Annotated in this window: 11 protein-coding genes; 8 read left to right on the top strand and 3 right to left on the bottom strand. The window is 61.6% G+C overall.

All coding sequences use genetic code 11. The features are described from left to right. Positions 1-59: 59 nt before the first annotated feature. The 6 genes from dadA (at position 60) to AC1RMX_RS02095 (ending at position 6154) form a co-directional block, all read left to right on the top strand. Complete coding sequence (gene dadA, locus AC1RMX_RS02120; RefSeq protein ID WP_085731396.1) at positions 60-1364, top strand: D-amino acid dehydrogenase; 1305 nt, start codon at positions 60-62, stop codon at positions 1362-1364. After that, complete coding sequence (locus AC1RMX_RS02115; RefSeq protein WP_039765240.1) at positions 1336-1689, top strand: RidA family protein; 354 nt, start codon at positions 1336-1338, stop codon at positions 1687-1689. Before dadA ends, AC1RMX_RS02115 begins: the two co-directional genes overlap by 29 nt. Before the next feature lie 95 nt (positions 1690-1784). Then, complete coding sequence (gene alr / locus AC1RMX_RS02110; RefSeq protein ID WP_493070483.1) at positions 1785-2858, top strand: alanine racemase; 1074 nt, start codon at positions 1785-1787, stop codon at positions 2856-2858. Positions 2859-2947: 89 nt separating this feature from the next. Next, positions 2948-3496 carry a cupin domain-containing protein gene (locus AC1RMX_RS02105; protein WP_096817305.1) on the top strand — a complete coding sequence of 183 codons (549 nt, stop codon included), beginning with the start codon at positions 2948-2950 and terminating at the stop codon, positions 3494-3496. A gap of 182 nt (positions 3497-3678) precedes the next feature. After that, the gene (locus AC1RMX_RS02100; RefSeq protein ID WP_025112727.1) at positions 3679-4095 is read left to right on the top strand and encodes a c-type cytochrome; all 417 of its coding nucleotides are present in this window, start codon (positions 3679-3681) and stop codon (positions 4093-4095) included. Positions 4096-4231: 136 nt separating this feature from the next. Continuing rightward, positions 4232-6154 carry an acetyl-CoA hydrolase/transferase C-terminal domain-containing protein gene (locus tag AC1RMX_RS02095; RefSeq protein ID WP_102620716.1) on the top strand — a complete coding sequence of 641 codons (1923 nt, stop codon included), beginning with the start codon at positions 4232-4234 and terminating at the stop codon, positions 6152-6154. Positions 6155-6222: 68 nt separating this feature from the next. On the opposite strand, the gene AC1RMX_RS02090 is transcribed toward AC1RMX_RS02095, so the two are convergent. Further along, positions 6223-6795, bottom strand: coding sequence for a xanthine phosphoribosyltransferase (locus AC1RMX_RS02090; RefSeq protein ID WP_007920398.1), 573 nt, complete (start codon positions 6793-6795; stop codon positions 6223-6225). 57 nt (positions 6796-6852) lie between these two features. After that, positions 6853-8862 (bottom strand): DNA helicase Rep, encoded by a 2010-nt coding sequence (gene rep, locus AC1RMX_RS02085; RefSeq protein ID WP_085731399.1) that lies wholly within the window; start codon positions 8860-8862, stop codon positions 6853-6855. A 264-nt stretch (positions 8863-9126) separates the two neighbouring features. Between rep and AC1RMX_RS02080 the strand changes: the two genes are divergently transcribed. Further along, positions 9127-10800: a putative bifunctional diguanylate cyclase/phosphodiesterase gene (locus tag AC1RMX_RS02080; protein ID WP_096817309.1), complete on the top strand. Its 1674-nt coding sequence runs from the start codon at positions 9127-9129 to the stop codon at positions 10798-10800. A 44-nt stretch (positions 10801-10844) separates the two neighbouring features. Here AC1RMX_RS02080 and AC1RMX_RS02075 read toward each other — a convergent pair whose 3' ends face one another. Beyond that, the gene (locus tag AC1RMX_RS02075; protein WP_493070239.1) at positions 10845-12242 is read right to left on the bottom strand and encodes a NorM family multidrug efflux MATE transporter; all 1398 of its coding nucleotides are present in this window, start codon (positions 12240-12242) and stop codon (positions 10845-10847) included. A 158-nt stretch (positions 12243-12400) separates the two neighbouring features. Here AC1RMX_RS02075 and AC1RMX_RS02070 point away from each other — a divergent pair, with 158 nt between their 5' ends. Beyond that, positions 12401-13321, top strand: a complete 921-nt coding sequence (locus AC1RMX_RS02070) for a LysR substrate-binding domain-containing protein (protein ID WP_273538012.1) — start codon at positions 12401-12403, stop codon at positions 13319-13321. Positions 13322-13421 lie beyond the last annotated feature (100 nt).

Here is a 13421-nt window from a genome sequence, read left to right as displayed (position 1 = left end):
GCGCGCATCATTGCTCTAACAACAGACGTACGCGGCACGCCGCGATGAGGGATACAAAAATGCGCGTTATGGTCTTGGGTAGCGGCGTCATCGGTACCGCCAGTGCTTACTATCTGGCCCGTGCCGGGTTTGAAGTGGTGGTGGTCGACCGGCAGCCAGCCGCGGCCATGGAGACCAGTTTCGCCAACGCAGGCCAGGTCTCGCCGGGCTATGCCTCGCCGTGGGCCGCGCCGGGCGTTCCCCTCAAGGCCATCAAGTGGCTGCTGCAACGCCACGCGCCTTTGGCGATCAAGGCCACCGCCGACATCGACCAATACCTGTGGATGGCGCAGATGCTGCGCAACTGCACCGCCAACCGTTACGCGGTGAACAAGGAGCGCATGGTGCGTCTGTCCGAGTACAGCCGCGACTGCCTCGACGAATTGCGCGCCGAAACCGGCATTGCCTACGAAGGCCGCAGCCTGGGCACCACCCAGCTGTTTCGCACTCAGGCGCAGCTTGATGGCGCCGCCAAGGACATCGCCGTCCTGAAAGAGTCCGGTGTACCGTTCGAAGTCCTCGACCGCGCCGGCATTGCCCGCGTCGAGCCGGCCCTGGCCAGCGTCACCGACATCCTCGCCGGTGCCCTGCGCCTGCCGAACGACCAGACCGGCGACTGCCAGATCTTCACCACCCGCCTTGCCGAAATGGCGGTGAACCTGGGTGTGGAATTCCGCTTCGGCCAGGACATCCAGCGCCTCGACTTCGCTGGTGACCGCATCAACGGCGTGTGGATCGACGGCAAGCTGGAAACCGCCGACCGTTACGTGCTGGCTCTCGGCAGCTACTCGCCGCAACTGCTCAAGCCGCTGGGCATCAAGGCCCCGGTCTATCCGTTGAAGGGCTACTCGCTGACCGTGCCGATCACCAACCCGGCGATGGCCCCGACCTCAACCATTCTCGACGAGACCTACAAGGTTGCGATTACCCGTTTCGACAACCGCATCCGCGTCGGCGGCATGGCGGAGATCGCCGGTTTTGACCTGTCGCTGAACCCGCGTCGGCGTGAAACCCTGGAGATGATCGTCAACGACCTTTATCCTCAGGGCGGCAATCTGGCCGAAGCGAGTTTCTGGACCGGCCTGCGTCCAACCACGCCGGATGGCACGCCGATCGTCGGCGCGACACCGTTCAAGAACCTGTTCCTGAACACCGGTCACGGCACCCTCGGCTGGACCATGGCGTGCGGCTCCGGTCGTTTGCTGGCCGACCTGATGGCGAAGAAAAAGCCGCAGATCAGCGCCGAAGGCCTCGATATTTCCCGTTATGGCAACAAGACCCAGGAGTCCGCAAAGCATGGCAATCCAGCGCCAGCTCACCAATGAGCGCATGAGTCAGATCGTCAGCCACAACGGTACGGTGTATCTGTCCGGGCAGGTCGGCGATGACTTCAACGCCGGGGTGGAACAGCAGACCCGCGACGTACTGGCCAACATCGAGCGTTTGCTGGATCTGGCCGGGACTGACAAGCAGCATCTGCTGTCGGCGACGATCTACCTGAACGACATCGAGGCGCACTTTGCCGGCATGAATTCGGTGTGGGACCAGTGGCTGCCCAAAGGCGCCGCGCCAGCCCGTGCCACCGTCGAAGCGAAGATGGCCAAGCCGAGCATTCTGGTCGAGATCTCCATCGTCGCCGCCTTGCCGTAACCTGTTTTAAAGATCCCTCTCCCGGTGCTGTTGGCGGTTCACGCCGCCAGCCAGCGCCGGTTTTTATTCCCATGACCGCCAAGAAGTCTGCTGCCATGCGTCCTGCCCGTGCCCTGATCGACCTTCAAGCCCTGCGTCACAACTACCGTATCGCCCGTGAAGTCACCGGTGCCAAGGCACTCGCGGTGATCAAGGCCGATGCCTACGGCCACGGCGCAGTGCGTTGCGCCCAGGCACTGGAAGCCGAAGTGGACGGCTTCGCGGTGGCGTGTATCGAAGAAGCCCTGGAGCTGCGTGCCGCGGGCATTCGTGCGCCGGTGCTGTTGCTTGAAGGCTTTTTCGAGGCCGATGAGCTGGCGCTGATTGTCGAGCATGATTTTTGGTGCGTGGTGCATTCGCTGTGGCAGCTCGAAGCGATCGAGCAGGCAGCGTTGAGCAAGCCGATCACCGTGTGGCTGAAGCTCGATTCGGGCATGCACCGCGTTGGCTTGCATCCGAAGGATTACCCGGCGGCTTACCAGCGCCTGCTGGCCAGCGGCAAAGTGTCGAAGGTCGTGCTGATGAGCCACTTCGCCCGTGCCGATGAATTGCATGAGCAGAGCAGCGCCGATCAGGTTGCGGTATTTGAAGCTGCGCGTCAGGGGCTGGCAGCCGAAGTCAGCCTGCGCAACTCGCCGGCGGTGCTGGGCTGGCCACAGATTCACAGCGACTGGGTGCGCCCGGGCATCATGCTCTACGGCGCCACCCCGTTTGAAGAAGCCAACGCCGTGGCCGATCGCCTGCAACCGGTGATGACACTTGAATCAAAAGTCATCAACGTACGCGAGCTACCGGCCGGCGAACCGGTGGGCTATGGCGCGAAATTCGTCACCGACAAACCGATGCGCATCGGTGTGGTTGCCATGGGTTACGCCGACGGTTATCCGCGTCAGGCGCCGACCGGCACACCGGTACTGGTGGCCGGCCAACGCAGCCGCATTCTTGGCCGGGTGTCGATGGACATGCTCTGCATCGACCTGACCGACGTGCCGCAAGCCGGTCTCGGTTCGACCGTCGAGCTGTGGGGCAAGAACATCCTCGCCAGCGACGTCGCGAAGTGGGCGGACACCATTCCGTACCAGATCTTCTGCAACCTGCGTCGGGTGCCAAGGCTCTATTCCGAGGGTTGAAGCCCAGGCTGGGCCCAAGTGTTGTAAATACTGAACGCTGTCGCCATGATAACGCTCAATATTTCTACAACACTCAGGAGGCCCAAGCCTTGGACGTCGGTGAACGACTGCAATCGATCCGCAAGCTCAAAGGGCTTTCCCAGCGTGAACTCGCCAAGCGCGCGGGCGTCACCAACAGCACCATTTCGATGATCGAAAAGAACAGTGTCAGCCCTTCGATCAGTTCGCTGAGGAAGGTGCTGGGCGGGATTCCCATGTCCATGGTCGAGTTCTTTTCCGAAGAAATCCTGCAGGAAAAACCGACCCAGATCGTCTACAAGGCCAACGAGCTGATCGACATTTCCGACGGCGCCGTGACCATGAAACTGGTCGGCCGCGCGCACCCGAGCCGGGCCATCGCGTTCCTCAATGAAATCTATCCGCCGGGCGCCGACACTGGCGAAGAAATGCTCACCCACGAAGGCGAGGAAACCGGGATTCTGGTGGAAGGGCGTCTGGAACTGGTGGTGGGACTTGAAACTTTTATCCTCGAAGCCGGCGACAGCTACTACTTTGAAAGTACCAAGCCGCATCGTTTCCGTAATCCGTTCGACTCGCCTGCGCGACTAATCAGCGCAGCCACGCCGGCGAATTTTTAAACCGAGAGACGCCAGGCCAGTGCGGCAAAGGTGTCCGGACTGTTTGACCGATGCGCAACAAGACCCCTTTAACTTTGGGGTTGTTTCAGTGTGGCGGGCTAACCGCTATACTTGCGCCCGCCTGCGAACCGTGGCCGCAGGCGTGAATAGCCACCATTGAGGGTGAACGCGTGAATCTAATTATGAAAATGCTGGCTGCACCAGCAACCGTACTGGCCCTCTGGGCTGTCAGCGCTCAAGCTGCGACGAATGACGACATTGCCAAACGCCTCGAGCCCGTCGGCCAGGTCTGTGTTCAAGGGCAAGAGTGCAAGGGGATGGAAGTCGCTGCTTCGGCAGGCGGCGGTGGCGGCGCCAAGACGCCGGACGAAGTGATTGCCAAACATTGCAACGCTTGCCACGGCACCGGCCTGTTGGGCGCACCGAAAATCGGTGACGCAGCAGCCTGGAAAGACCGTGCCGATCACCAGGGCGGCCTCGACGGCCTGCTGGCCAAAGCCATCACCGGCCTGAACTCGATGCCTCCGAAAGGCACCTGCGCCGATTGCTCGGATGACGAGCTGAAGGGCGCCATCCAGAAGATGTCCGGCCTGAAATAAGCCGCGCTTCTGACGAAAAAAACCGTCTTCGGACGGTTTTTTTGTGCCTGCGATTCAGGCCTGAGGCTGTTCATTGCAGCAAACAACCGGCAATCTCGGTCGTACCTCTATTCACGGAACGGGCGGGAGGCTTCAGATGGTGCAGTTGTGTTCGATCGAACAGGCAGTGGACGACGTACTGGCTCGGTTGCCGGCGCACATCCACATGGGTCTGCCGCTGGGGCTGGGCAAACCCAATCTCTTCGTCAACGCGCTGTACCGGCGCATCGCCGGTTTGCCGGAGCGGCAACTGACGATCTACACCGCGCTGTGCCTCGGCCGACCTTCGTTGGGCGACGGTTTGCAGAAGCGCTTCATCGAACCCTTCGTCGAGCGGGTGTTCGGTGATTACCCGGAGCTGGATTTCCTCGCCGACCTGCACCGCGACAGCCTGCCGGCCAACATCCGTATCGAGCAATTCTTCATGCAGCCCGGCAGCCTGCTCAACAGCGCGCCGGCCCAGCAGGACTACGTCAGCAGCAACTACAGCCATGCAGCCCGCGACATCTACGCCGCCGGGCTGAACCTGGTAGCGCAGTTGCTCGCCAGCAGCAGCGAACATCCTGATCGCTTGAGCCTGAGCTGCAATCCGGACATCACCCTCGACCTGTTCCCGATGATCGCCAAACGCCGGGCGGCGGGGGAGACCGTTCTGCTGGTCGGCCAGGTGCACACCGAGTTGCCGTACATGCCGGGCGACGCCGAAGTCGAAATTGACACCTTCGACCTGCTGATCGACGAGAAGGACAACAGCACGCTGTTTTCCACGCCGAACATGCCCGTCGGCTTTCAGGATCACTTCATCGGTTTGCATGCCAGTACGTTGGTGCGCGACGGCGGCACCTTGCAGATCGGCATCGGCTCGATGGGCGATGCGCTGACCGCCGCGTTGCTGGCGCGTCAGGCCGACAATGTCGGCTACCGGGAGTTGCTGGCCGATGTGAATCTCAGCCAGTGGGCGCAATTGATCGAGCGCGAGGGCGGCATCGAACCGTTCGCCAAGGGCCTTTACGGTTGCAGCGAAATGTTCGTCAACGGCCTGCTGGTACTGGCGGACGCCGGGATCATCCGGCGCAAGGTCTACCCGGACGTGCAGACCCAGCAACAGGCCAACGCCGGCAACCTCGACGAGGCGGCGCAAACCGACGGCATTTCAGTGCACGGCGGTTTCTTCCTCGGGCCGCGAAGTTTCTATGAGCGCTTGCGTGAGCTGCCCCACAGCAAACGCCTTGAATTCAACATGACCCGCATCAGCTACATCAACGAGCTGTACGGTCAGGAAGAACTCAAACGCCTGCAGCGCCTTGATGCACGATTCATCAACACCGCATTCACCATGACCCTGCTCGGAGCCGGGGTGTCCGATCAGCTACAGGATGGCCGGGTGCTCAGCGGCGTCGGCGGGCAGTACAACTTCGTTGCCCAGGGCCATGCGCTGCACGATGCGCGTTCGATTCTGCTGCTGCGCAGCTGGCGCGAGTCCGGCGGTGACGTCAGTTCGAACATTGTCTGGGAGTACGGCCACTGCACGATCCCACGGCACCTGCGTGACATCGTGGTCACCGAATACGGCATCGCCGATCTGCGCGGCAAGTCAGATGCGGTGGTGATCGAAGCGCTGCTCAATATCAGTGACTCGCGCTTTCAGCAGGGCCTGATCGAGCAGGCACAGAAGGTCGGCAAACTGCCGAAGGATTTCCGCCTCGATCCACGCTTTACCGACAACACCCCGCAACGCTTGCAGGCGATTGCCGCACGGCATCCGAATCTGTTTCCGGAATATCCGCTGGGCTGCGATTTCAATGAGGTCGAGAAGGATTTGCTGCGGGCGCTGAACTGGCTGAAGAGCAAGTTCAAACTGACCGAGATTCTGGAGCTGGGCAAGGCAGCGCTGGATGCGCCGGAGGCTTCGCTGTATCCGGAGCATCTGGCGCGCATGCAGCTCACCCACCCGGAAGGTCTGAAAGAAGACCTGTTTCAGCGGTTGTTGCTCACTGGCCTGAAGGCCACCGCGCAATAACTGTCCACCCCAAAACAACGGTGGGAGCCAGCAAACTGGCTCCCACAGAAGTCCTGCGGTGTTGCGGGTTACTCGATGAAAGTAACCACGCCATCCTTCAGCGATTTCACGCGAGCCAGCGACTCGACGCGGTAACCCTGCGAATCCAGCTCCGCACGGCCGCCCTGGAACGACTTCTCGATCACGATGCCCAGGCCCGCCACGGTGGCGCCGGCTTGCTTGATGATCGAGATCAGCGCCTGGGACGCCTTACCGTTGGCCAGGAAGTCGTCGATGATCAGCACGCGGTCGCTGCTGGTCAGGTGACGCGGGGAGATGGCCACGGTGCTTTCGGTCTTCTTGGTGAACGAGTAAACGGTCGCCGACAGCAGGTTTTCAGTCAGGGTCAGGGACTGTTGCTTGCGGGCGAAGATCACCGGCACGCCGAGGTTCAGACCGGTCATGATCGCCGGGGCGATGCCCGACGCTTCGATGGTGACGATCTTGGTGATGCCGGAATCCTTGAACAGCGAGGCGAATTCGTCGCCGATCAGCTTCATCAGGGCCGGGTCGATCTGGTGGTTCAGGAAGGCGTCGACCTTCAGGACCTGGTCGGAAAGCACGATGCCTTGTTCGCGGATTTTCTGGTGCAATGCTTCCATGAAGCTGTCCTCATTTGGCGCTTTGTGCGCCGAAGGTCTAGTAAAAAGTGGTCAATTCTAGCGCTTTAACATCGCGCGTATATCAGCCAATGCGCTATTGCCTCGCACGGCTTTGACTTCGGTCGGTGTGTCGTCGTTGCCTTCCCAGGCCAGGTCGTCCGGCGGCAGCTCATCGAGGAAGCGGCTTGGCGCGCAGTCGATGATCTCGCCGTACTGTTTACGCTTGGCGGCGAAGGTGAACGCGAGGGTCTGGCGCGCGCGGGTGATGCCCACGTAGGCCAGGCGGCGTTCTTCTTCGATGGTGTCGGCTTCGATGCTGGAGCGGTGCGGGAGGATTTCCTCTTCCATGCCCATGATGAACACGTAAGGGAATTCCAGGCCCTTGGACGCATGCAGGGTCATCATCTGCACGCCTTCGGCGCCGTCTTCCTCTTCCTGCTGACGTTCCAGCATGTCACGCAGGACGAGTTTGCCGATGGCGTCCTCGACGGTCATTTCGCCGTCTTCGTCTTTTTCCAGGGTGTTCTTCAAGGCTTCGATCAGGAACCAGACGTTGCTCATCCGGTAGTCGGCAGCCTTGTCGCTGGAGCTGTTGGTGCGCAGCCAGTTCTCGTAGTCGATGTCCATGACCATGCTGCGCAGGGCGGAGATCGGGTCTTCGCCGGCGCACTGCTCGCGCACCTTGTCCATGAAGCGCTTGAAGCGCGACAGGCGATCGGTGAAGCGGCTGTCCAGATGCTCGCCGAGGCCGAGTTCGTCGGTGGCGGCGTACATCGAGATCTTGCGTTCGGTGGCGTAGTTGCCAAGTTTTTCCAGGGTCGTCGAGCCGATTTCCCGGCGCGGTACGTTGATCACGCGCAGGAAGGCGTTGTCGTCGTCCGGGTTCACGATCAGGCGGAAGTAGGCCATCAGGTCTTTCACTTCCTGGCGGCCGAAGAAGCTGTTGCCGCCGCTCAAGCGGTACGGAACCTGATGGTGCTGCAGTTTCAGTTCGATCAGCTTGGCCTGGTAGTTACCGCGATAGAGGATCGCGAAATCACTGTACGGGCGATCGGTGCGCAAGTGCAGGCTGAGGATTTCCATCGCCACGCGCTCGGCTTCGGCGTCCTCGTTGCGGCAGCGGATCACGCGGATCTCGTCGCCGTGGCCCATTTCACTCCACAGCTGCTTTTCGAATTCGTGGGGGTTGTTCGAGATCAGCACGTTGGCGCAGCGCAGGATGCGGCTGGTGGAGCGATAGTTCTGCTCCAGCATCACCACTTTCAGGGACGGATAGTCGTCCTTGAGCAGCATCAGGTTTTCCGGCCGCGCGCCGCGCCAGGCGTAGATCGACTGGTCGTCGTCGCCTACCACGGTGAACTGGTTGCGCTTGCCGATGAGCATTTTCACCAGCAGGTACTGGCTGGCGTTGGTGTCCTGGTATTCGTCGACCAGCAGGTAACGCACCTTGTTCTGCCACTTTTCGAGGATGTCGGCGTGCTCTTCGAAGAGCTTCACCGGCAGCAGGATCAGGTCGTCGAAGTCCACCGCGTTGAACGCCTTGAGCGTGCGCTGGTAGTGGGTGTAGACGATGGCGGCGGTCTGTTCCTTGGGATTGCGAGCGTTTTCCAGGGCTTCGGCCGGCAGGATCAGGTCGTTTTTCCAGGCGCCGATCATGTTTTTGATCTCGTCGACGCCGTCGTCGCCCGCGTATTCCTTCTGCATGATGTCGGTCATCAGCGACTTGACGTCGGTTTCGTCGAAGATCGAGAAACCGGGTTTGTAGCCCAGCCGTTCATGTTCCTTGCGGATGATGTTCAGGCCCAGGTTGTGGAAGGTGCAGACCGTCAGGCCACGACCTTCGCCGGCACGCAGCAGGGTGCCGACCCGTTCCTTCATCTCGCGCGCGGCCTTGTTGGTGAAGGTCATGGCGACGATGTACTGGGCACGGATGCCGCAGTTCTGGATCAGGTGCGCAATCTTGCGCGTGATCACGCTGGTCTTGCCGGAGCCAGCACCGGCGAGCACCAATAGAGGGCCGCCGACGTAGTTCACGGCTTCTTGCTGCCGGGGATTGAGTCGGGACATACGAAAATTCGGGAGTCGTTGACGAAATGGGCCGGCATTTTAACAGGCTCAGCGATTTGTGCTGCTCTCTCCGACTTGTGACGCAGCACGCGATTCAAATTTGCCGGTTTTGTTACTTTCACGCAGGATGCGCGGTGATTTTGCGGCTAATGTTCTCATTCGTGACACAAAATAACGTTTTGATAACCGTTGTCATTTGGTCATTGGTTGGCAGAACGGCATAATGCCCGCCGCCCACATCATTGCAGAGTCTAGGGAGTCAGCTTGACTACGCCTGTCGAACCCTTGCGTTTGCTGCTACTGGCCGAAGAGCCAGCGTGGACAGCGTTATTGCGCGAGTGTCTGGCTCCGTTGGGGAGTGCGGCGGTGCTGATCAGCGCGCCGAACTGGGAGTCGGTCAGCAGTCTGTTCGAAGACAACCGCCATGCGGTGTTGTTGACCGTTCCTGCTTTGCAGCCGGCGCCCGGCCGGTGCAACCTGCCGACGGTGTTGCTGCTGGAGCACGAGCCGGCGACCGCACCCGATGGCGTCAGTGACTGGCTGGTGTTCGATGCCCTCGATGCCGGCATGCTTCGCCGATGCCTGCGCCATGTGCGCGAACGCGGCGTGCTGGAAAACACCCTGCAACGCCTGGCCGAACAGGATCCCTTGACCGGCATCGCCAACCGTCAGGGTTTCCAGACCCTGCTCACGGCTCGGCTGGCCGAAAACGACGGTCGCGGCCTGGCCCTCGGACACCTCGATCTCGACAACTTTCGTCACGCCAACGACGCCCTCGGCCATCAGGCCGGCGACCGCCTGATCCTGCAAGTCGTCGCACGGCTGAAAAGCCAGCTGGAGGCCGGCGATCAACTGGCGCGCCTGGGCAGCGACGAATTCGCCTTGCTGATCGACACCCGCCGCGCCCCGCAACGGGCCGAATGGATGGCCGAACGCATCACCGAAGCCTTGGCCGAACCTTACTGGGTCGATGGCGAAAGCCTGCTGATCGGTTCCAGCCTCGGTATCGCCCATGCCCGCGCCCAGGGCGGCGCCGATCCGCTGATGTGGCACGCACACATCGCCATGCAACAGGCCAAGAGCACGCAAGGCTGCACTTTTCACATCTTCAACGAGCGGATCAACCGCAATGCGCGAAGCATGGCCGACCTCGAAAGCGAGCTGCGCCGGGCCTTGCGTCGCGATGAACTGGAGCTGCATTACCAGCCGCGTCTGAACATGCAGGACGGCCAGATCGTCGGCCTCGAAGCGCTGGTGCGCTGGCGTCACAGTGAGCGCGGCTTGCTGCCACCGAGCGAATTCGTGCCGCTGGCCGAGCAGAGCGGTCTGATCGTGCCGCTGGGTTACTGGGTGATTTCCCGGGCTCTGCGTGACATGCAGGCCTTGCGCGAACGCGGATTGCCGGCGCTGCACATGGCGATCAACCTGTCGTTCCGCCAGTTCCAGGACAGCCAGTTGCTGCCGACGCTCAGTCGTCTGATCGCCGAGCGCGGTGTCGAGGCGCAGTGGCTGGAGTTCGAACTCACCGAAACCGCCGTGATGCGCCGCAGCGATCTGGTCAAACAGACCATGGACGCCCTTGGCCGCCTCGGCGTGCGCTTCTCGCTGGATGATTTCGGCACCGGGTTTTCGTCGTTCGTGCACCTCAACAGCCTGCCGATCACCTTGCTGAAGATCGACAAGAGCTTCGTCGGCGGCATGGAACAGCGCGAAGAGAACCGCAAACTGGTGCACGCGATGATCAATCTCGCGCACAACCTGCACCTGGAAGTGGTGGCCGAAGGGGTGGAAACCCCGGAGCAGATGGAATTGCTGCGCGGGTTCGGCTGCGATCAGGTGCAGGGGTATCTGATCAGCAAGCCGTTGCCGCTGGCGGAGCTGGTTGAATACCTGACCTTCGATGCGAGTCAGCAGCCACCGCTGGAAATCGTGGTTTAACCACAGAACCCTATGGGAGCAAGCCTGCCCCCACAGGGAAACACCTATTCAGGCTGGGCGACTGCGAACGGCTTTGAGGGTGCAGGCTCCAGGCGAATCATCCGCTTCATTTTCCATTCGAACGCCAGCGTCAGGCTGATCGCCGCGCACGCCAGCCCCAGCGCCAGTCCCCACCAGACGCCGGTCGGTCCCCAATGCAGATGGAACGCCATCAGCCACGCCGCCGGCGCGCCGATCAGCCAGTAGCAACCGAGTCCGACCAGAAACGTGGTTTTGGCATCCTTCAGCCCACGAATACAGCCCATGGCAATGGTCTGCGTGCCGTCGAACAGCTCGAACCACGCCGCCACCGCCAGCAGGCTCACGGCCAGACGAATCACCTCGGCAAAGGCCGGGTCGTTATGGTCGAGGAACAAACCGACCAGCTGATTCGGCAGCAACCAGAACACCATCGCAAACCCCAGCATCACCACTGCACCGAAGACGATTCCTACCCGCCCGGACATCCGCGCATCGTTCAATTGCCCGGCGCCGTAATGCTGGCCGACGCGCATGGTGATCGCATACGACATCCCCGCCGGCACCATGAACGCCACCGAGACGATTTGCAGGGCAATCTGGTGCGCTGCCAGTTGGGTACTACCCATGGTGCCCATGCACAGCGCCGCGAAGGCGAACAGCCCGACTTCCACCGCGTAGGTGCCGCCAATCGGCAGACCCAGGCGCCAGAGTTCTTTCAGGTACTGCCGGTTTGGCCGCGACAGGCCCTCGCGCAGCGGGTAAGCGTCATAAGCCGGATGTCGACGGATATGCCACGCCAGCGCCAGCGCCATGCAGTTGGCGACCACCGCCGTGACCAGTCCGATACCGGTCAGCCCCAGTTTCGGCAGGCCGAACATGCCGGTGATCAGCGCGTAATTGAGCAGGAAGTTGGCCACGGTGCCGGCGAGGCTGATGACCATCACCGGTGTCGCCCGGCCGATGGCGCTGGTGAAGCCGCGCAGGGCCATGAAGCTCAGGTAGCCGGGCAGGGCAAACGGCAGCGCGATCAGAAACTGTCCGGCCGCGTTGACGTTGGTCTCGGTCTGGCCGAACAGCAACAGCACCGGTTTCAGATTCCACAGCAGCAGCCCGGCACCGAGCGCCATCAGCCACGCCAGCCACAACCCGGCCTGGGTCAGTTTGGCGGCGCCGATAATATCGCCGGCACCCTGACGGATTGCCACCAGGGTGCCGACCGCCGCGATCACGCCGATGCAGAAGATCGACACGAACGAATAGCTCGCCGCACCCAGACCGCCACCGGCCAGCGCTTCGGGGCTGAGGCGGGCCATCATCAGGGTGTCGGTCAGCACCATCAGCATGTGTGCCAACTGCGAGGCAATCAACGGCCCCGCCAGCCGCAGGATGGCCCAGAGTTCGGTACGCACAGGACGCTGCATGGTGTTCACATCCGTATAAAAGAAGGGGCAAGAGACCGTCGATTCTCAGGGTTTGGCGCGGCTTGCACAAAGGGATAAAAAGGATGGATGGCATGATTAAAACTCATCCAGGAGCAATTCTGCTAAGTTGGCGCAATCCCGCCATTGGAGCGCTGTACATGTCCCGTCGCCTTCCACCCTTGTATGCCCTGCGCGCATTCGAAGCGGCGGCACGCCACAGTTCGTTCACCCGCGCTGCCGAAGAACTGTCGATCACTCAGAGTGCGGTCAGCCGGCATATCCGCACGCTCGAAGAGCACTTCGCCTGTCGGCTGTTCCATCGCAGCGGACGCAATTTGCAACTGACCGAATCGGCGCGCTTGCTGCTGCCGGGCATCCGCGAGGGGTTCGCCGCGCTGGAGCGAGCCTGCAATACCTTGCGCGCCGAAGATGACATCCTGCGCATGAAGGCCCCGTCGACCCTGACCATGCGCTGGTTGCTGGCGCGGCTCAGTCGCTTTCGCCATTTGCAGCCGGGCAATGAAGTGCAACTGACCAGTGCCTGGATGGACGTGGATTCGGTGGACTTCAACAACGAACCTTTCGATTGCGCGGTGCTGCTGAGCGACGGGCATTTTCCGCCGGACTGGGAGGCCAGCCTGCTGTTTCCGGAAGAGCTGATTCCGGTGGGCGCCCCGAGTCTTTTGCACGACCAGCCCTGGGATGTGGCGCGACTGGCCAGCGCCGAATTGCTGCACCCGACGCCGGATCGCCGCGACTGGCGCAGTTGGCTGGAGCACATGGGACTGTCGGATCAGGTATCGCTCAAGGGCGGGCAGGTGTTCGATACCCTGGAACTGGGGATGATCGCGGCGGCCCGGGGTTATGGCGTGTCGATGGGTGATTTGCTGATGGTGGCCGAGGATGTCGCGCAAGGGCGTTTGAGTCTGCCGTGGCCGACGGCAGTTGCCAGTGGCCTGAATTATTACCTGGTGTGGCCAAAGACCCGTCCGGGAGGTGAACGTTTGCGCCGGCTCAGCGACTTCCTGCAAGGCGAAGTCCACGCCATGGTGTTGCCGCCGGTCACGCGCTTGAGCTGAAACGTTCGAGCCGCCACAATGCCGGCCTTCGGCCATAACCCCGCTGTGCACTCAAGTATTCGGCTTTACCGCCGAATACGTGCAAGTGGGACCGTCGTGC

The sequence above is a fragment of the Pseudomonas sp. GW822-FHT03F04 genome, from assembly GCF_058801405.1.
Note: the sequence above shows the minus strand (reverse complement) of the source record. Positions and strands in the feature narration are given on the sequence as shown.

Bases quoted from the DNA above. Each gene is read 5' to 3' on its own strand.
- dadA (WP_085731396.1), top strand. From the start codon at position 60: ATGCGCGTTATGGTCTTGGGTAGCGGCGTCATCGGTACCGCCAGTGCT.
- AC1RMX_RS02115 (WP_039765240.1), top strand. From the start codon at position 1,336: ATGGCAATCCAGCGCCAGCTCACCAATGAGCGCATGAGTCAGATCGTC.
- alr (WP_493070483.1), top strand. From the start codon at position 1,785: ATGCGTCCTGCCCGTGCCCTGATCGACCTTCAAGCCCTGCGTCACAAC.
- AC1RMX_RS02100 (WP_025112727.1), top strand. From the start codon at position 3,679: ATGAAAATGCTGGCTGCACCAGCAACCGTACTGGCCCTCTGGGCTGTC.
- AC1RMX_RS02095 (WP_102620716.1), top strand. From the start codon at position 4,232: ATGGTGCAGTTGTGTTCGATCGAACAGGCAGTGGACGACGTACTGGCT.
- AC1RMX_RS02090 (WP_007920398.1), bottom strand. From the start codon at position 6,795: ATGGAAGCATTGCACCAGAAAATCCGCGAACAAGGCATCGTGCTTTCC.
- rep (WP_085731399.1), bottom strand. From the start codon at position 8,862: ATGTCCCGACTCAATCCCCGGCAGCAAGAAGCCGTGAACTACGTCGGC.
- AC1RMX_RS02075 (WP_493070239.1), bottom strand. From the start codon at position 12,242: ATGCAGCGTCCTGTGCGTACCGAACTCTGGGCCATCCTGCGGCTGGCG.
- AC1RMX_RS02070 (WP_273538012.1), top strand. From the start codon at position 12,401: ATGTCCCGTCGCCTTCCACCCTTGTATGCCCTGCGCGCATTCGAAGCG.